The following is an 18,790-nucleotide window of genomic DNA, read 5'->3' on the forward strand; positions in this document are numbered from 1 at the left end:
GGACGTGATAATATACATAAGCGTCGAGCAGGTGACACTCCTGAACTTTGAAACCGCAGCAAAAAAAGCGGTTGACAGGGAAAAGGAAATGATGTACAATCAATTTCGTCACTGAGGGGCGCGGCAGAAACGCTGGCGTAGCTCAATTGGCAGAGCAGCTGATTTGTAATCAGCAGGTTGGGGGTTCGATTCCTCTCGCCAGCTCCAAAACTCAATATCGTACCGTGGAGAGGTTCCCGAGTGGTTAAAGGGAGCAGACTGTAAATCTGCCGGCTCTGCCTTCGAAGGTTCGAATCCTTCCCTCTCCACCACTAATGACGCGGGGTGGAGCAGTTGGTAGCTCGTCGGGCTCATAACCCGAAGGCCGCAGGTTCAAGTCCTGCCCCCGCAACCAATGGTTTGATGCTGATGTAGCTCAGTCGGTAGAGCGTATCCTTGGTAAGGATAAGGTCACCGGTTCAAATCCGGTCATCAGCTCCATAATATTAGGCGGCGTAGCTCAGTTGGCTAGAGCATGCGGTTCATACCCGCAGTGTCCGGGGTTCGAGTCCCTGCGCCGCCACCAGTATTGGCATGAAACCGCGATTACGCGGTTTTTTCTTTTTTCTCAAAGGCAGCAGGATTTTCCACCGCCAGAGCGAAAAGAATAATCGTACATTCGCTAAGCAAGCTGGCGAAAACTCTTTTTAAAGGAGAGAAGTAGAAGAATGGCAAAACAGAAGTTTGAAAGAAACAAGCCCCATGTGAACATTGGTACCATCGGTCACGTTGACCATGGCAAAACGACTCTGACCGCAGCCATCACGAAAGTATTATCCAAAACAGGTGGCGCTCAGTTTATGGGTTACGACATGATCGACAAGGCGCCGGAAGAGCGCGAACGCGGCATCACCATCAACACCGCCCACGTTGAGTACGAGACGGCTAACCGTCACTATGCTCACGTGGACTGCCCTGGTCATGCTGACTATGTTAAAAACATGATTACCGGTGCTGCGCAGATGGACGGCGGCATTCTGGTGGTAAGCGCCGCTGACGGCCCGATGCCCCAGACCCGCGAGCACATCCTGCTGAGCCGCCAGGTTGGCGTGCCGGCTCTGGTTGTATTCTTGAACAAAGCGGACATGGTTGACGATCCGGAATTGATGGAACTGGTGGAAATGGAAGTTCGCGAATTGCTCTCGAGCTACGAATTCCCCGGCGACGACATCCCGGTCATCAGCGGCTCGGCCTTGAAAGCGCTGGAAGGCGACGCCGAGTATGAGCAGAAAATCCTTGATTTGATGGCAGCTGTTGACAGCTACATCCCTACTCCTGAACGCGATACCGACAAAGCATTCCTGATGCCTGTCGAGGACGTCTTCACGATTACCGGCCGCGGCACCGTGGCTACGGGCCGTGTGGAACGTGGCGTTGTCAAAGTGGGCGACACGATTGAAATCGTAGGCATGATGGAAGAAGCGAAACAAACGGTCTGCACAGGCGTGGAAATGTTCCGCAAATTGCTGGACTCCGCTGTAGCTGGCGACAACATCGGCGCGCTGCTGCGCGGCGTTGAGCGCAAAGACATCCAGCGCGGCCAGGTTTTGGCTAAGCCGGGTTCCATTAAGCCTCACACGAAATTCATGGGCGAAGTATACGTACTGTCCAAAGAAGAAGGCGGCCGTCACACTCCGTTCTTTAACGGCTATCGTCCGCAGTTCTACTTCCGTACGACCGACGTAACCGGCGTGATCACCTTGCCTGAAGGCACGGAAATGGTTATGCCTGGCGACAACGTGCAGATGGCCATCGAACTGATTACCCCCATCGCCGTTGAAGAAGGTCTGCGTTTTGCTATCCGCGAAGGCGGCCGCACCGTCGGCGCCGGCGTAGTTACCGCAATCAACGCGTAACTTTGGTGAGTTGTTACAGTGCAATAAACGCATGCTTTGCCTGAGCGTGGTTACTGCGTTGCGGCAAGCGCCAACCCGGGGAGTGTCAACTCCCTGGGTTGTTCTTTGCCGGGCGTAAAGACGTATGGAATGTTGTTGACAGCCCAGGGGAAGTGTGCTAAATTGTATTAGTAACGTTTGCAATATAATGATTTTTGCAGGTAAGAGAGGTACAGACGATGCGTAACGCGATTACGTTGGCTTGTACGGAATGCAAACAACGCAACTATCAGTCCAATAAGAACAAGAAAAACGATCCTGATCGTATTGAACTGAGCAAGTATTGCAAGTTTTGCAAGAAACATACCGTACACAAAGAAACAAAGTAAGGTCAGGCTCGTAATTGGATAGGGGTGTAGCTCAATTGGTAGAGTAGCGGTCTCCAAAACCGTTGGTTGCGGGTTCGATTCCTGCCGCCCCTGCCAACCTATTGCTTGGAAGACGAGGATGTGAAACGATGGCTGCTCAGGAGACTGCGGCGCAAGGAACTGCGCAGTGGAAACGCTTTATCCGCGAAGTTCGGGCAGAACTTAAAAAAGTAACTTGGCCGACTCGCAAGGAACTGCTTTCGTATACAAGCGTAGTGTTTGTTGCCACCGTGGCAGTAGCCATGCTGATTTGGATCATCGATGCCGGCTTCAGCGGGTTGTTGCGTGCGGTGATCAAGTAACTAGGAGATAGGGGGAAGGCCCCCTGTGTGAAAAGGCGATGGATTCTGAAAAGATGTGGTATGTAATCCATACCTATTCTGGTTATGAAAACAAAGTGAAAGCCAACTTGGAGCGCAAAGTGCAGTCCATGGGCATGGAGAATGAGATTTTCAATATTCTTGTGCCGATGGAAGATGAAGTGGAAATCAAGGACGGCCGTAAAAAAGTAATCAAGCGCAAAGTCTTTCCAGGCTATGTCCTGGTGGAAATGATCGTAAACGATCGTTCTTGGTATGTTGTGCGCAACACACCGGGAGTGACAGGCTTTGTTGGCTCGGGGACTAAGCCGATTCCTTTGAGTGAAGCGGAAACGCGTCAGATTCTTCGTTCTATGGGAATGGAAGAAAAGCCCAAGGTGGACTTGGAACTTTCGCAGATGGTTCGGATCAAATCCGGAGCATTTGAAGGTTGGGAAGCTAAAGTTGTGCATATTGACCCTGAGAAGGGGAAATTGCGCGTGCTTGTCGATATGTTTGGCAGGGAAACCCCTGTAGAGCTTGATTTCACTCAAGTTGAAAAAATATAATCTTTGAAATTATCCTTTAGATAGATCGTTGTAACCACAATGAGGAGGTGGAAAAAATGGCAAAAAAAGTAATCAAACTCGTAAAATTGCAAGTTCCCGCAGCGAAAGCCACTCCGGCGCCTCCGGTAGGCCCTGCGTTAGGTCAAGCTGGTGTGAACATCATGGCGTTTGTAAAGGACTTCAATGAAAGAACAGCCGCGCAAGCGGGCCTGATCATTCCAGTTGAAATCACTGTTTTTGAAGATCGTTCCTTTACCTTCATTACTAAGACTCCTCCGGCTGCTGTATTACTCAAAAAAGCGGCTGGTCTTGAAAAGGCGTCTGGTGAGCCGAACAAAAAGAAAGTTGCGAAACTGCAGCGCGATAAAGTACGCGAGATTGCAGAGAGCAAAATGGCGGATTTGAACGCCGCTAATGTGGATGCTGCAATGCGTATGATTGAAGGTACTGCTCGCAGCATGGGCATTGACATCGTCGACTAAGAAGGTGTCTTGTGGGAGGATCATTCCGTAAGTACCACACAGGAGGAATTTTAAATGGCTAAATTCGGTAAGAAGTATCAAGAAGCCGCCAAATTGGTGGAAGTTGACAAGCTGTATGAAGTTGCAGAAGCTTTTGAACTTGTCAAAAAAATTGTTACTGCCAAGTTTGACGAAACCGTTGAAGTGGCTGTAAAATTAGGTGTTGATCCTAAACATGCGGATCAACAGGTGCGCGGTGCAGTAGTATTGCCGCACGGCACAGGCAAAACCAAAAATGTTTTGGTTTTTGCTAAAGGCGAAAAAGCTAAAGAAGCCGAAGCCGCTGGCGCTGACATTGTTGGTGCTGAGGAATTGGTGCAAAAAATCCAAGGTGGCTGGACCGATTTCGACGTAGCTGTTGCTACGCCTGATATGATGGGCCTTGTAGGTCGCTTGGGTAAAGTTTTGGGACCTCGCGGTTTGATGCCGAATCCTAAGGTTGGTACGGTTACGCTTGACGTGACTCGTGCTATCAATGAGATTAAAGCTGGTAAAATCGAATACCGTACCGATAAAGCTGGTAATATCCATGCTCCGATCGGCAAAGGTTCTTTCGAAAGCGCTAAGCTGCAGGAAAACTTCCAGACTCTTATTGACACCTTGAACAAGGCGAAACCTTCTGCTGCTAAAGGACAGTACATGCGGGCCATTACTGTCAGCACGACCATGGGACCTGGAATTAAAATCAATCCTACCCGTGCTGTAGCAGGCAAAAAAGAATAATTGACTATCTCGGCTGTAGATGGCAGGCGCTTTTGCGCGTAAGGACGTTAGTCCGCCTGCAGAGGTTGAGGCGGTTGTATAGGTATGAAAGTAATTTCGTATTTTACGACCTCTCGGCTTCAGCCGAGAGGTCGTTTCTATTTCAGCAATCTAAAGGAGGTGGATGAAATGGCCATAACCGCTGCAAAACAGGCAATAGTAGCAGAACTGAAAGAAAAACTGACCGGTGCCAAAGGCGCTGTATTGGTAAACTATCGTGGTCTGACTGTTGCTCAAGACACTAAATTGCGTCGTCAACTGCGCGAAGCTGGCGTGGACTACCGTGTTGTTAAAAACACGATGACCCGCATTGCTGCTCAGGAAGCAGGCCTGGAAGGGTTGGACGTCTATCTGGAAGGTCCGACCGCCATGGCGATTTCCACGACCGATCCTGTAGCTCCTGCTAAAATCATTACTGATTTTGTCAAAGAGCATAAACTGCAGGTATTGGAAGTCAAAGCGGGCTTGGTGGAAGGTAATGTCATCGATGAAAACGGTGTCAAAGCCCTTGCCAGCTTGCCGTCCCGGGAGGTCCTTATTGCCAAGATGCTCGGCAGCATGCAGTCCCCGATCACGGGCCTGGTCAACGTGCTCCAAGGAAGCGTCCGCAATTTGGTCTATGCATTGGATGCAGTTCGCCAACAAAAAGAGTCGGCGTAAGGCATAAAGAAGGCCTATGGTCTTCCAAGTTTCTGTTAGCAAAAATTTAAACATTATGTTTGGAGGTATATTAAATGACTAAAGAAGAAATTATGCAAGCTATTGAGAACATGAGCGTTCTCGAACTGTCCGAGCTGGTGAAAGCTCTGGAAGAAAAATTCGGTGTTAGCGCTGCTGCTCCTGTAGCTGTAGCTGCTGCTCCGGCTGCCGGCGCTGCCGCTGCTGAAGAAAAAACCGAGTTTGACGTGATTTTGGCCAGCGCTGGCGCTAGCAAAATCAACGTTATCAAAGTAGTTCGCGAAGCTACCGGCCTGGGCTTGAAAGAAGCCAAAGAATTGGTTGATGGCGCTCCGAAAGCTATCAAAGAAAAAGTTGCCAAAGCTGACGCTGACGCTCTGAAAGCTAAGCTGGAAGAAGCCGGCGCTACTGTTGAAGTAAAGTAAGCTTTTTAAAAAGGCCATCCTGTTTAACAGGATGGCCTTTTTTGCTTTTTTGAGGAAAGTTCGGTTTGCTAAGTCGTGTTGCAGAGTTCGTGCTTTCGGCAATGAATAGATGTTTTTTGCAAAAATGATTGACAAATTAAAGAAATGATGGTAGCATAATAAAACGCGATATCTTTTACCAAGCAATAAAGAATAGCAGTATCTGGGATTGGCGTCGCCAAGCTAAATGGAATGGAGATTAACAAAGCAGAACGACATGCGCGAGGAGCAACTCCTTGCGTTTGAAAAAGCAAGGTATGTAGAAAAGAACGATACCTTGTCTTTTTTCGTTTTCCATTACCACATGTCTTTGGCGGCTTTGTTGTGCTATGCCGGTCTTAGGACTGCAGCGACGCCTGGTGCCTTGGAATTTATTCATTTCGTGTAAGGGGTGAAGGGGTTCATGTTCAAACCTGTTCCTGTAGGAAAGAGAGTCAGGTACAGCTACGCAAAGATTGACGAAGTACTTGACATGCCCAACCTGATCGAGATTCAGAAGAGGTCGTATGACTGGTTTTTGGAAGAAGGATTGCAGGAAATCTTCCAGGATATCTCGCCCATTCAGGATTTTACGGGCAATTTGCAGCTTTCCTTTGAAGGCTTCTCCCTGGGAGAACCAAAGTATTCCGTTGAGGAATGCAAAGAGCGGGACGTTACCTTTGCGGCGCCGCTCAAGGTGAATGTTCGTTTAATCAACCGGGAAACCGGCGAGATTAAGGAGCAAGAAGTGTTTATGGGCGAGTTTCCGTTGATGACGGAAACCGGCACGTTCATTATTAATGGTGCAGAACGTGTTATTGTTAGTCAGTTGGTGCGTTCTCCTGGTGCTTATTACGGGGAAACGATCGATACCAGCGGCAAAAAACTGTATCATGCAACAGTCATTCCGAATCGTGGCGCGTGGTTGGAACTGGAAACAGATGCCAATGACGTGATTTCCGTGCGCGTTGACCGGACTAGAAAATTGCCGGCGACTATTTTGGTGCGTGCTTTAGGCTATGCATCGAATAGTGTAATAGCAGAACTTTTTGCTGAAGATACGCGCATTCAAGCCACTTTGGAACGTGACAGCACCAGCTCCAAAGAAGAAGCGCTGGTGGAAATTTATAAACGTCTGCGTCCGGGTGAACCGCCTACAGTGGAAAATGCGCAGCAGTTGTTGGAATCGCTGTTTTTCGATCCTAAACGGTATGATTTGGCAACAGTTGGTCGTTACAAGCTAGGCAAGAAGCTCGGCTGGCGGCGGCGCTTGATGGGCAAGACCTTGGCCCAGCCGCTGGTTGACGAGTCTACCGGGGAAATTGTAGCGGAAGAGGGGACTGTTCTTGACGAGCAGGCTCTGAATGCCGTAGAGGCTTCCGGTTTGTTTGAAGGCGATCGTCTGAATGTGGCTTATATTCGCAATAAGGAAGGCCAGGCTATTAAAGTCATTGCCAACCCGAATTTGCCGTATCAGCACCGGACGATTACTCGCCAGGATATTATTGCTGCTATTAACTATTTATTGAACTTGATGGATGGATTCGGTAATACCGATGATATTGACCATTTAGGCAACCGTCGTCTGCGTTCCGTCGGCGAGCTTTTGCAAAACCAGTTCCGTATCGGTCTTTCTCGTATGGAACGGGTTGTTAAAGAACGTATGACCATTCAAGAGGTCGAAGGCATTTATCCGCAGGCTTTGATTAATATTCGCCCTGTTGTAGCGGCAATTAAAGAATTTTTCGGCTCCAGTCAGCTTTCTCAGTTTATGGACCAAACCAATCCTTTGGCGGAATTGACGCATAAACGTCGTCTCAGCGCCTTGGGACCTGGCGGTTTGAGTCGTGAGCGCGCTGGCTTTGAAGTCCGCGACGTTCACCATTCTCACTATGGCCGCATGTGTCCGATTGAGACGCCGGAAGGTCCGAATATCGGTTTGATCGGCTCGTTGTCTACTTTTGGCCGTATCAACGCTTTTGGCTTTATCGAAACTCCTTATCGGAAAATCGACAAAGTTAATCGCATTGTTACCGAAGAAGTGGTCTATTTGACTGCCGATGAAGAAGACGAGGGCATTTGCGCTCAGGCGAACGAGGAAATTACGCCCGAAGGCTGGTTTGCCCATCCGCGCGTAACGGTTCGTTATCGCCATGATACGCTGGTTGTCCCTGCCGAGCAGGTCGACTATGTTGACGTGTCTCCGAAACAGGTTGTGTCCATTGCTACGGCGATGATTCCGTTCTTGGAAAACGATGACGCCAACCGTGCTCTCATGGGCGCGAACATGCAACGTCAGGCAGTACCGCTTTTGCGGACTCAGGCTCCGCTGGTCGGAACTGGCATGGAATATCGGGCTGCCTGCGATTCGGGCGTTGTAATTCTAGCGAAAAGCGACGGCGTGATTGAACGGGTTAGCGCCTTGGAGATTGGTCTGCGCTGTGATGACGGACGTCTGGAAAGCTACCGGATGACCAAATTTATGCGTTCCAATCAGGGAACTTGCATTAACCAAAAACCCATTGTGCGCAAAGATGAGCGCGTGGTGCGCGGCCAGGTACTGGCGGACGGACCCGCTACTGACCGGGGCGAACTGGCCTTGGGCTTTAACGTTCTGGTGGCATATATGCCCTGGGAAGGCTACAACTACGAGGATGCCATCCTTTTGAGCGAAAAGCTGGTGAAAGAGGACGTCTATACATCCATTCATATTGAAGAGTATGAGTGCGAGGCTCGGGATACCAAACTGGGGCCGGAAGAAATCACCCGCGATATTCCCAATGTGGCGGAAGAAGCGTTGAAGGATATCGACGAACGCGGTATTATCCGCATCGGCGCCGAAGTACGGCCCGGAGATATTCTTGTCGGTAAAGTTACCCCTAAGGGTGAGACAGAGCTGACCGCGGAAGAACGCCTGCTGCGGGCCATTTTCGGTGAAAAAGCCCGCGAAGTTCGCGATACGTCTTTGAAAGTGCCTCATGGCGAAGCCGGTAAAATTGTCGACGTGAAGGTGTTTACCCGTGAAAATGGCGACGAGCTGCCGCCAGGCGTCAACCAATTGGTGCGCGTCTATATCGCTCAAAAGCGGAAAATTTCCGTGGGTGATAAAATGGCTGGCCGTCATGGTAACAAGGGTGTTGTTTCACGCATTATGCGCGAAGAAGACATGCCTTTCCTGCCGGACGGCACGCCGGTGCAAATTGTGCTTAACCCCTTGGGCGTACCATCGCGTATGAATATCGGCCAGATTCTAGAGACGCATTTAGGGATGGCGGCGCACGCGCTGGGCATGCAGATTAAGCAAGGAGCGCCGGATATTGCCGAACGTCTTGAAGGTTTGGGATATGATGTCAAAGCCAAAGGCATGCCGCAGCCGGATGTTGCTGGTTTGCATTTAGCAACGCCGGTTTTTGACGGCGCAGGGGAAAGCGAAATCTTCCAAACGTTGCGTGCGGCGGGTCTGCCTGACAACGGCAAAACGGTGTTGTATGACGGACGTACCGGGGAACCCTTCGACAATCCGGTTACGGTTGGTTTTGTGTACATGCTGAAACTGGCTCACTTGGTTGACGACAAAATCCACGCTCGTTCCACCGGTCCGTATTCACTGGTGACGCAGCAGCCTCTGGGCGGCAAGGCTCAGTTTGGCGGCCAGCGTTTTGGCGAGATGGAAGTGTGGGCGCTTGAAGCATATGGCGCAGCCTATACCTTACAAGAATTGCTTACGGTTAAGTCCGATGACGTGGTTGGCCGTGTTAAGACGTACGAAGCCATTGTCAAAGGCGAAAATGTGCCGGAGCCTGGCGTGCCGGAATCGTTCAAGGTTTTGATCAAAGAATTACAGAGCATCGGTCTCGATATCAAAATTTTGACAGAAGACGCACAGGAAATTTTGATTCGTGATACCGACGAAGATATTCAGGAAACGGCCAAAGAGTTGGAGCTGAACCTGGCGGGCGAAGCGCCGCATGCCCCGGCCCACCCGGAAAGTCATTACGCCGATTCGCCCAGCGAGGAAGCGGAAGAAGCAAGCGATGAGCCGGACGTGCTGGAGGGCTTTGATATTATTGCCGAATTGGGAGATCTTTCTTCTGCCGAACCAGAACACGGCGAGTCGGATGAAGATGGCCAAAAGGGTGCCTCCAAAAAACTGAAATTAAAAGAAAAAAAGCTCAGTCAAAAAGATTTTCTGGCTGATCTAGAAAATTACGACGAGTAATTTGGGAAGGGAGTGACCACCCTTTGTTGGACGTGAATAATTTTGACTCCATGCGTATTGGATTGGCTTCGCCGGAGCAAATCCGCAAGTGGTCCTATGGGGAAGTGAAGAAACCAGAGACAATCAACTACCGGACCTTAAAACCGGAACGGGACGGTCTCTTTTGTGAAAAAATCTTCGGACCTACGCGCGATTGGGAATGCCACTGCGGAAAATACAAGCGCATTCGTTACAAAGGAATTGTCTGCGATCGCTGCGGCGTCGAAGTGACCCGCTCTAAAGTGCGCCGCGAACGGATGGGACATATCGAACTGGCAGCGCCGGTTTCGCATATTTGGTATTTTAAAGGCATCCCTAGCCGTATGGGGTTGATTTTGGACATTTCTCCCCGCTCTTTGGAAAAAGTATTGTACTTTGCTTCCTACCTGGTGTTGGATGCGGGTGAAACATCGCTGATGAAGCAGCAGCTGCTCAGCGAAAATGAGTACCGCGAAGCCAGGGACAAATATGGGGCAGCTTTCAAAGTGGGTATGGGCGCGGAAGCGGTCAAACAATTACTGGATGAGCTGGACCTGGAATCCATGAGCACAGAACTGCGCCGGGAGCTGAAAGAAGTCAGCGGCCAGCGGCGAGTGCGCGCCATTCGCCGTTTGGAAGTGGTAGAGGCATTCCGTAAATCCGGTAATCGTCCTTCGTGGATGATTATGGACGTGGTGCCGGTAATTCCGCCGGAACTGCGCCCGATGGTGCAGCTTGACGGCGGACGTTTTGCCACATCGGATTTGAACGATCTGTATCGTCGCGTTATTAACCGTAATAATCGATTGAAGCGTCTGCTGGATTTGGGCGCTCCCGATATTATTGTACGCAATGAGAAACGTATGCTGCAGGAAGCCGTAGACGCCTTGATTGACAATGGGCGTCGCGGCCGTCCAGTTACCGGTCCGGGAAATCGGCCGCTTAAGTCGTTGAGCGATATGCTCAAAGGCAAGCAGGGCCGCTTCCGTCAGAACCTTCTGGGTAAACGTGTTGACTATTCGGGCCGTTCCGTTATTGTTGTCGGTCCGGAGCTCAAGCTGCATCAGTGCGGTTTGCCTAAAGAAATGGCCCTGGAGCTGTTTAAGCCTTTTGTGATGAAAAAGCTGGTCAATGCTGGCCATGCTCACAATATTAAAAGCGCCAAACGCATGGTGGAACGGGTGAAACCGGAAGTATGGGATGTATTGGAAGAAGTTATTAAGGAACATCCTGTTCTTTTGAACCGCGCCCCGACGTTGCATAGATTAGGCATCCAGGCCTTTGAACCTGTCTTGACTGAAGGCCGCGCTATTAAGCTGCATCCCTTGGTATGTACTGCTTATAATGCTGACTTTGACGGTGACCAAATGGCTGTCCACGTGCCGTTGTCCGCGGAAGCGCAAGCAGAAGCTCGTCTTCTGATGCTGTCGGCTCATAATATTCTTTCGACGAAAGATGGCAAGCCGGTAGCCGTACCGACGCAGGATATGGTTTTGGGCGCCTATTACTTGACCATTGTCAAGGAAAACCAAAAAGGCGAAGGCAAAGTGCTGACTGATATTAACGAAGCCCTGTTGGCCTATCAGCATGAGGAACTTTCCTTGCAAGCGGAAGTTAAAGTGCGTATGCAGGTCCCGGCGTTTGTTCGGGAAAAGCTAGGCATGGAAGTGACCGAGAAAGAGCTCCTGGTTGTTACGACTCTTGGGCGGTTGCTCTTTAATGAAGAGCTGCCCGAAGAGATCCGTCACTACTATCTGGAAGACGGCTTTATTCACCTGGGCAAGCTCATGGACAAAAAGGAACTAGGCAAGCTGGTGACTGAGTCCTATCGCATGTTCGGCAATTCGCGCACCGCTTCCATTTTGGACAGCGTCAAGCGTCTTGGCTATCATTATGCCTGCTTGGCTGGCGTAACTGTTGCCATTTCGGATATTATAATCCCGCCGAAGAAAAAGGAAATCTTGGCCGAAGCGGAAACGCAGGTCGACAAGATTGACTTGCTGTTCCGCCGCGGCTTGATTACTGATGACGAGCGGTATCAAAAAGTGATTAAACTGTGGACGAAAGCGACCGATGATATTACTAAAGCCATGATGGAAAACTTGGACCGCTTTAATAATCCGGTCTATATGATGGCTAACTCTGGTGCGCGCGGTAACATCCAGCAGATTCGTCAGCTGGCTGGTATGCGTGGTCTGATGGCGGATCCGTCCGGTCGGATCATCGACTTGCCGATCAAAGCTAACTTCCGTGAAGGCCTTACCGTGTTGGAGTACTTTATTTCTACCCATGGCGCTCGTAAAGGCTTGGCCGATACGGCGCTTCGTACGGCGGACTCCGGCTATTTGACCCGCCGGCTGGTCGATGTGGCGCAGGATGTCATCGTCCGCGAAGACGACTGCGACGTAGTCGGCATTAACTTGGTGCGTGAACGGGCGCGTCTGGCTAAGCAAGGACGTCTGAATCTCATTGAATTAAAAGAAAAGCTTAGCGGCCGTGTAACGGCGCAGGATGTGCTGGATTATAAAACAGGCGAAGCGGTTGTGGAAGCGGAAACGCTGCTGGAAGACGAGCAACTGCAGCTTATTTATGAAAGCGATATTCTGGATGTTACCGTCTGGAGCATCAATGAAGGTGAAGAAGACGAGTATGTAACCACTACCGTAGGCGAGACCGATGTTAACATCCGAAGCGCCATTCGGACTTCGATGATTCGCGATATGGCGGGACGGCCTACGGAAGAAGCGGTACGTACGACCGAAGGTGAAGAACTGCTGCCTAAAGGAGAAATCCTTACGGAAGCGATGGTGGATACGATTTTGGACAGCGATGTCCGCGAGGTTAAAGTCCGCTGCAACGACATCAGAGGTATTGAAGTATCGGCGATTACCGAAGGCAACAGTGTTATTGAACCGTTGAAAGACCGCATTGTCGGCCGTATTGTGGCTGAAGAGATTGCGGATCCGGAAACCGGTCGCGTCATTGTGCCTTTGAATACGATGATTGATGAGGCTTTGGCGGATGAAGTAGTCAAGGTGCGCAAAACCGTTAAGATTCGCTCGGTATTGACTTGCCGCTCTCGTTATGGCGTATGTATTCACTGCTATGGCCGTAACCTGGCGACTGGGCATATTGTCGATGTCGGCGAAGCAGTAGGCATTATTGCTGCGCAGTCCATCGGCGAACCTGGCACGCAGCTGACCATGCGTACCTTCCATACTGGCGGCGTAGCTGGCGATGATATTACCCAGGGTCTGCCGCGTGTTGAGGAATTGTTTGAAGCGCGTAAACCGAAACGTCAGGCGATTTTGAGTGAAGTGACCGGCGCAGCGGATGTCAAAGACGTCAAGGGCGCTCGCAAGGTTACTATCATTACGCCCGAAGGGGAAGAGCACATCTATCCCATTCCTTATGGTGCGCGTATTATCGTGCAAACCGGACAAGCAGTGGAGCCGGGGACTCATCTGACCGAAGGCTCCGCCAATCCGCATGATATTTTGCGTATTTGCGGCGTCGGCGCTACCCAGCGCTACTTGGTGTATGAAGTGCAGAAAGTTTACAAATCCCAGGGCGTTGAAATTAACGACAAGCATATTGAAGTTATGGTGCGCCAAATGATGCACAAGGTCAAAATCGAAGAGTCCGGCGATACGGAAGTACTGCCGGGTGAATATGTGGATGTTAACACCTTGGAAGAGGATAATGCGTTGGTTGTGGAAACCGGCGGCGAACCGGCCGTGGGTCGTCCCATTTTGCTGGGCATTACTAAAGCTTCCTTGGCTACGGATTCGTTCTTGTCGGCTGCGTCCTTCCAGGAAACGACTCGCGTGTTGACGGAAGCTGCCATCAAGGGTAAAATTGATCCCTTGCTGGGTCTTAAGGAAAACGTGATTATCGGTAAATTAATCCCTGCCGGTACCGGCATGAGCCGCTACCGCAATATTCGCGTCATTGATCGCGAGCGTCCTGTTATGGCGTCAGCGGACGAAATGGCGGATGATGCAGTGGCTAATTTGCTGGACAATGGCGAAGAGTAAACAAAAAAACTTCATTTACCCTAAAAAAAGCTAGTTGTGTATAAAACACGCACGTCGAAAAAAGACGTGCGTGTTTTGCATAATGGAGTTATTTGCCTGAAAATTAGCGGCAAAAAACAACAAAAAGAAACACCTGGAACCGTGGGAATAAAACAAGGCGAAAAACATGAGAAAAATGGCATTTTCTTCGTTGTTTTTTATTGACACTCCACAAGGCGAGTGATAATATTAGGTAGTGCCTTGAAATGGAAGTGTAAATCTGCCTTTTGAAAGAAGTCTTTCAAGCGAGGTGAGTGAGATGAAACCGGATGCTTTCAAGGTAAACCGCAAGGTTGTCGGGATTAAACAGGTAAGCAAAGCGGTAGAGCGGGATGAGGCGGTCACGGTATATGTGGCGGCTGATGCGGAACCGCGGCTAGTACAAGGGCTATTGGCTCTTGTGGAAAAGCACAATGTATCCCTGGACGAATCGGCAACGATGCAAGAGCTGGGTCGAGCGTGTGGAATTGAAGTCGGCGCTTCGGCTGTGGCGCTTCTCCGCGATATGTGAGAGGGCGTTCTTTTTTTGTTAAACCTTCCGTGGCGGCTTGCCGACGCGGGATGTTTTAAATTCTAAATCCCAGTGATGGGGAAGGAGGTGCAACAGTAATGCCGACAATTAACCAATTGGTTCGTAAAAGCAGAGAACAAATGGTGAAGAAATCGACTGCTCCCGCCATGAAGGAATGCCCGCAAAAGCGTGGCGTTTGCACGAGAGTATATACGACAACTCCGAAAAAACCGAACTCTGCTCTTCGGAAAGTAGCAAGGGTGCGTCTGACCAACTCGATCGAAGTAACAGCGTACATTCCTGGCATTGGTCATAACCTGCAGGAGCATAGCGTGGTCCTGATTCGTGGTGGCCGTGTTAAGGACTTGCCGGGTGTGCGTTACCATATTGTGCGCGGAGCTCTTGATTCCGCCGGTGTGGCCAATCGCAACCAGAGCCGTTCTAAATACGGTGCAAAACGTCCGAAGGCTGCGAAAAAATAAATTTCGCATGAGTAAGGTTTAGGAGGGGTATTATGCCGAGAAAAGGTCCTGTGCCGAAGCGTGACGTGTTGGCAGATCCGGTATACAACTCCAAGCTTGTAACCCGGTTCATCAACAAAGTTATGTTGGATGGCAAAAAAGGCGTTGCCGAAGGCATTGTATATGATGCATTCGAAGTAATGCGCGCCAAAACTGGCAAAGATCCGATGGAAGTATTCGAAGCGGCTCTAAAAAATGCCATGCCGGTCCTGGAAGTACGCGCTCGTCGTGTTGGCGGTGCGAACTACCAAGTTCCTGTGGAAGTGCGTCCTGACCGTCGCCTGTCCCTGGGAATTCGCTGGTTGGTAAACTACGCGCGTCTGCGCGGCGAAAAAACCATGATGGAGCGTTTGGCTGCCGAGCTGATGGATGCAGCGAACAGCACTGGCGCTACGATCAAGAAAAAAGAAGATACGCATAAAATGGCGGAAGCCAATAAAGCGTTTGCACATTATCGCTGGTAAAACAGGGTTGTGTTCAAGATAAGGAGTGAAAACAGTGGCCCGTAAGTTTCCTCTTGAGAAAACACGGAACATCGGCATCATGGCACATATCGACGCCGGCAAAACCACTACTACTGAACGCATCCTTTTCTATACCGGTCGGGTACACAAAATCGGCGAAGTGCATGATGGCGCTGCGACCATGGACTGGATGGTACAGGAGCAAGAGCGTGGGATTACCATTACCTCGGCTGCTACTACCTGCCAGTGGAATGATCATCGCATCAACATCATTGACACACCTGGTCACGTGGACTTCACGGTAGAAGTGGAGCGTTCCTTGCGCGTGCTGGACGGCTCGGTAGCCGTTTTCTGCGCAAAGGGTGGCGTTGAGCCGCAGTCGGAAACGGTGTGGCGGCAAGCTGACAAGTACAGCGTGCCTCGTATGGCCTATGTTAACAAAATGGATATTCTCGGCGCGGATTTCTTCCGTGTTGTGGATATGATGAAAAGCCGCCTCGGCGCCCATCCGGTGCCGTTGCAACTGCCGATTGGCTATGAAGATACCTTTAAGGGCTTTGTAGACCTCGTCGACATGAAGGCCGTCTTTTATACGGACGACCTGGGCAAGACCAGTGAAGCTAGCGAGATCCCCGAAGACATGCAGGAGCAGGCGGAAGAATATCGCCAGGCGCTTCTGGATGCAGTGGCTGAAAACGATGACGAGCTGATGATGAAATACTTGGAAGGCGAAGAGCTGACCAAGGAAGAAATCAAAGCAGGCATTCGTAAAGCGACCATTGCTTGCAAAATGACTCCGGTTTTCTGCGGTTCTTCTTACAAGAACAAAGGCGTACAGCCTCTTTTGGACGGCGTTGTGGATTACATGCCTTCGCCGCTGGATATTCCGGCGATCAAAGGCGTTGACCCCGATACCGGCGAAGAAGATGAGCGCGCTGCCAGCGACGAACTGCCTTTCTCCGCATTGGCGTTCAAAATCATGGCAGACCCCTTCGTGGGCCGTCTTTCTTTCTTCCGGGTTTACTCCGGCGCGCTGGCTTCCGGTTCTTACGTTTTCAACTCGACGAAAGGCAAAAAGGAGCGCATTGGCCGCATCCTGCAAATGCATGCTAACCGTCGTGAAGAAATCGAAATCGCCTACACTGGCGACATCGCTGCTGCGGTGGGACTGAAAGACACAACGACTGGTGATACTCTCTGTGATGAGAAAGCAAGCATTATCCTTGAGACGATGGTTTTCCCCGAGCCGGTTATTTCCGTAGCGGTAGAACCAAAGACCAAGGCTGACCAGGAAAAAATGGGTATTGCTTTATCGCGTTTGGCGGAAGAAGATCCGACTTTCCGGACCTTTACGGATGCTGAAACAGGGCAGACCATTATTTCCGGCATGGGCGAACTGCACTTGGAAATTATCGTTGACCGTATGCTGCGCGAGTTCAAAGTCGATTGCAGCGTGGGCAAACCGCAGGTTGCTTACCGCGAGACCATTCGCAAGAGTGTCGAAGCGGAAGGCAAGTTTGTGCGTCAGTCCGGCGGCCGCGGCCAATATGGTCATTGCTGGCTCAAATTGGACCCGCAAGAACCTGGTGCTGGTTTTACTTTTGTCAACAAAATCGTCGGCGGCGTAGTTCCTCGCGAATATATTCAGCCGATTGAAAATGGTATCAAGGAAGCTATGGAAAATGGTGTTATTGCTGGCTATCCGATGGTAGACATTCAGGTTACTGTCTTTGACGGTTCTTACCATGATGTTGACTCCTCGGAAATGGCTTTCAAAATTGCCGGATCCATGGGCTTTAAAGCAGGGGCGGCGAAAGCTCAGCCTGCATTGCTTGAACCATATATGAAAGTGGAAGTCATCGTACCGGAAGATTACATGGGAGACGTCATTGGCGACTTGAACTCTCGCCGCGGACGCATTGAAGGTATGGAAGCCCGCAACGGCGCTCAATCCATTCGCGCCTTCGTGCCGCTGGCGGAAATGTTCGGTTACGCTACTGACTTGCGTTCTAAGACGCAAGGACGTGGTAACTACTCTATGGAATTCGACCATTACGAAGACGTGCCGAAAAATATCGCCGAAGCGATTGTCGCCAAAGTGCGCGGCGTCTAAGCGAGCCATATTAGCTTATAGCAAGGAGGCAAATCACAAATGGCAAAACAGAAGTTTGAAAGAAACAAGCCCCATGTGAATATCGGTACCATCGGTCACGTTGACCATGGCAAAACGACGCTGACTGCGGCCATCACGAAAGTGCTGTCCAAAACCGGTGGCGCTCAATTCATGGGTTACGACATGATCGACAAGGCGCCGGAAGAGCGCGAACGCGGCATCACCATCAACACCGCCCACGTTGAGTACGAGACGGCTAACCGTCACTATGCTCACGTGGACTGCCCTGGTCATGCTGACTATGTTAAAAACATGATTACCGGTGCTGCGCAGATGGACGGCGGCATTCTGGTGGTAAGCGCCGCTGACGGCCCGATGCCCCAGACCCGCGAGCACATCCTGCTGAGCCGCCAGGTTGGCGTGCCGGCTCTGGTTGTATTCTTGAACAAAGCGGACATGGTTGACGATCCGGAATTGATGGAACTGGTGGAAATGGAAGTTCGCGAATTGCTCTCGAGCTACGAATTCCCCGGCGACGACATCCCGGTCATCAGCGGCTCGGCCTTGAAAGCGCTGGAAGGCGACGCCGAGTATGAGCAGAAAATCCTTGATTTGATGGCAGCTGTTGACAGCTACATCCCTACTCCTGAACGCGATACCGACAAAGCATTCCTGATGCCTGTCGAGGACGTCTTCACGATTACCGGCCGCGGCACCGTGGCTACGGGCCGTGTGGAACGTGGCGTTGTCAAAGTGGGCGACACGATTGAAATCGTAGGCATGATGGAAGAAGCGAAACAAACGGTCTGCACAGGCGTGGAAATGTTCCGCAAATTGCTGGACTCCGCTGTAGCTGGCGACAACATCGGCGCGCTGCTGCGCGGCGTTGAGCGCAAAGACATCCAGCGCGGCCAGGTTTTGGCTAAGCCGGGTTCCATTAAGCCTCACACGAAATTCATGGGCGAAGTATACGTACTGTCCAAAGAAGAAGGCGGCCGTCACACTCCGTTCTTTAACGGCTATCGTCCGCAGTTCTACTTCCGTACGACCGACGTAACCGGCGTGATCACCTTGCCTGAAGGCACGGAAATGGTTATGCCTGGCGACAACGTGCAGATGGCCATCGAACTGATTACCCCCATCGCCGTTGAAGAAGGTCTGCGTTTTGCTATCCGCGAAGGCGGCCGCACCGTCGGCGCCGGCGTAGTTACCGCAATCAACGCGTAAACATCTTAATGCAAATGGTTTTGGCCATAGCGGCGGCTTATCGCCGCTATGGCAATACAATTGAATA

General features: G+C 50.7%; 15 protein-coding genes, 6 tRNA genes and 1 other annotated feature. All 21 genes read left to right on the forward strand.

Annotation, left to right across the window (positions count from 1 at the left end):
• The first annotated feature begins 131 nt into the window (after positions 1-131).
• The 21 genes from PHF27_RS00205 to tuf (PHF27_RS00305) all read left to right on the forward strand — a co-directional run bounded on the left by PHF27_RS00205 (position 132) and on the right by tuf (PHF27_RS00305) (position 18,723).
• Positions 132-207, forward strand: a tRNA-Thr gene (locus PHF27_RS00205).
• Between the two features lie 19 nt (positions 208-226).
• Positions 227-311 (forward strand) — tRNA-Tyr (locus PHF27_RS00210).
• Positions 312-318: 7 nt separating this feature from the next.
• Positions 319-394 (forward strand) — tRNA-Met (locus PHF27_RS00215).
• Between the two features lie 10 nt (positions 395-404).
• Positions 405-480: transfer RNA gene (locus PHF27_RS00220), tRNA-Thr, on the forward strand.
• Between the two features lie 8 nt (positions 481-488).
• Positions 489-565 (forward strand) — tRNA-Met (locus PHF27_RS00225).
• A gap of 142 nt (positions 566-707) precedes the next feature.
• Positions 708-1,895: an elongation factor Tu gene (tuf, locus tag PHF27_RS00230; RefSeq protein ID WP_300064661.1), complete on the forward strand. Its 1,188-nt coding sequence runs from the start codon at positions 708-710 to the stop codon at positions 1,893-1,895.
• Positions 1,896-2,113: 218 nt separating this feature from the next.
• Positions 2,114-2,263: a 50S ribosomal protein L33 gene (gene rpmG / locus PHF27_RS00235; protein WP_018704734.1), complete on the forward strand. Its 150-nt coding sequence runs from the start codon at positions 2,114-2,116 to the stop codon at positions 2,261-2,263.
• 20 nt (positions 2,264-2,283) lie between these two features.
• Positions 2,284-2,359: transfer RNA gene (locus tag PHF27_RS00240), tRNA-Trp, on the forward strand.
• 32 nt (positions 2,360-2,391) lie between these two features.
• Positions 2,392-2,604 (forward strand): preprotein translocase subunit SecE, encoded by a 213-nt coding sequence (gene secE, locus PHF27_RS00245; RefSeq protein ID WP_300064666.1) that lies wholly within the window; start codon positions 2,392-2,394, stop codon positions 2,602-2,604.
• 38 nt (positions 2,605-2,642) lie between these two features.
• Complete coding sequence (nusG, locus tag PHF27_RS00250; protein WP_300064669.1) at positions 2,643-3,170, forward strand: transcription termination/antitermination protein NusG; 528 nt, start codon at positions 2,643-2,645, stop codon at positions 3,168-3,170.
• Positions 3,171-3,226: 56 nt separating this feature from the next.
• On the forward strand, positions 3,227-3,652 hold the full coding sequence (gene rplK, locus PHF27_RS00255; RefSeq protein ID WP_300064672.1) for a 50S ribosomal protein L11: 426 nt from the start codon (positions 3,227-3,229) through the stop codon (positions 3,650-3,652).
• Positions 3,653-3,706: 54 nt separating this feature from the next.
• Positions 3,707-4,414, forward strand: coding sequence for a 50S ribosomal protein L1 (rplA, locus tag PHF27_RS00260; RefSeq protein WP_300064675.1), 708 nt, complete (start codon positions 3,707-3,709; stop codon positions 4,412-4,414).
• Positions 4,410-4,561: a sequence feature (ribosomal protein L10 leader region), on the forward strand. (Overlaps the previous gene by 5 nt.)
• Positions 4,562-4,582: 21 nt before the next feature.
• Positions 4,583-5,113, forward strand: coding sequence for a 50S ribosomal protein L10 (gene rplJ / locus PHF27_RS00265; RefSeq protein ID WP_300064678.1), 531 nt, complete (start codon positions 4,583-4,585; stop codon positions 5,111-5,113).
• Between the two features lie 74 nt (positions 5,114-5,187).
• Positions 5,188-5,556 (forward strand): 50S ribosomal protein L7/L12, encoded by a 369-nt coding sequence (gene rplL, locus PHF27_RS00270; protein WP_300064681.1) that lies wholly within the window; start codon positions 5,188-5,190, stop codon positions 5,554-5,556.
• Between the two features lie 442 nt (positions 5,557-5,998).
• Positions 5,999-9,793: a DNA-directed RNA polymerase subunit beta gene (rpoB, locus tag PHF27_RS00275; protein ID WP_300064683.1), complete on the forward strand. Its 3,795-nt coding sequence runs from the start codon at positions 5,999-6,001 to the stop codon at positions 9,791-9,793.
• 23 nt (positions 9,794-9,816) lie between these two features.
• Entirely contained in the window at positions 9,817-13,848 is a 4,032-nt protein-coding gene (rpoC, locus tag PHF27_RS00280; protein ID WP_300064686.1) for a DNA-directed RNA polymerase subunit beta', read from the forward strand.
• A gap of 298 nt (positions 13,849-14,146) precedes the next feature.
• On the forward strand, positions 14,147-14,398 hold the full coding sequence (locus PHF27_RS00285) for a ribosomal L7Ae/L30e/S12e/Gadd45 family protein (RefSeq protein ID WP_300064689.1): 252 nt from the start codon (positions 14,147-14,149) through the stop codon (positions 14,396-14,398).
• 98 nt (positions 14,399-14,496) lie between these two features.
• Positions 14,497-14,880, forward strand: a complete 384-nt coding sequence (rpsL, locus tag PHF27_RS00290; protein WP_300064692.1) for a 30S ribosomal protein S12 — start codon at positions 14,497-14,499, stop codon at positions 14,878-14,880.
• A 32-nt stretch (positions 14,881-14,912) separates the two neighbouring features.
• Positions 14,913-15,383 (forward strand): 30S ribosomal protein S7, encoded by a 471-nt coding sequence (gene rpsG / locus PHF27_RS00295; RefSeq protein WP_018704746.1) that lies wholly within the window; start codon positions 14,913-14,915, stop codon positions 15,381-15,383.
• A 34-nt stretch (positions 15,384-15,417) separates the two neighbouring features.
• The gene (fusA, locus tag PHF27_RS00300; protein WP_300064697.1) at positions 15,418-17,496 is read left to right on the forward strand and encodes an elongation factor G; all 2,079 of its coding nucleotides are present in this window, start codon (positions 15,418-15,420) and stop codon (positions 17,494-17,496) included.
• Between the two features lie 39 nt (positions 17,497-17,535).
• Complete coding sequence (gene tuf / locus PHF27_RS00305) at positions 17,536-18,723, forward strand: elongation factor Tu (RefSeq protein ID WP_300064661.1); 1,188 nt, start codon at positions 17,536-17,538, stop codon at positions 18,721-18,723.
• The last annotated feature ends 67 nt before the right edge of the window (positions 18,724-18,790 follow it).

This window comes from Anaeromusa sp., assembly GCF_028691475.1.
Taxonomy (GTDB): domain Bacteria; phylum Bacillota; class Negativicutes; order Anaeromusales; family Anaeromusaceae; genus Anaeromusa.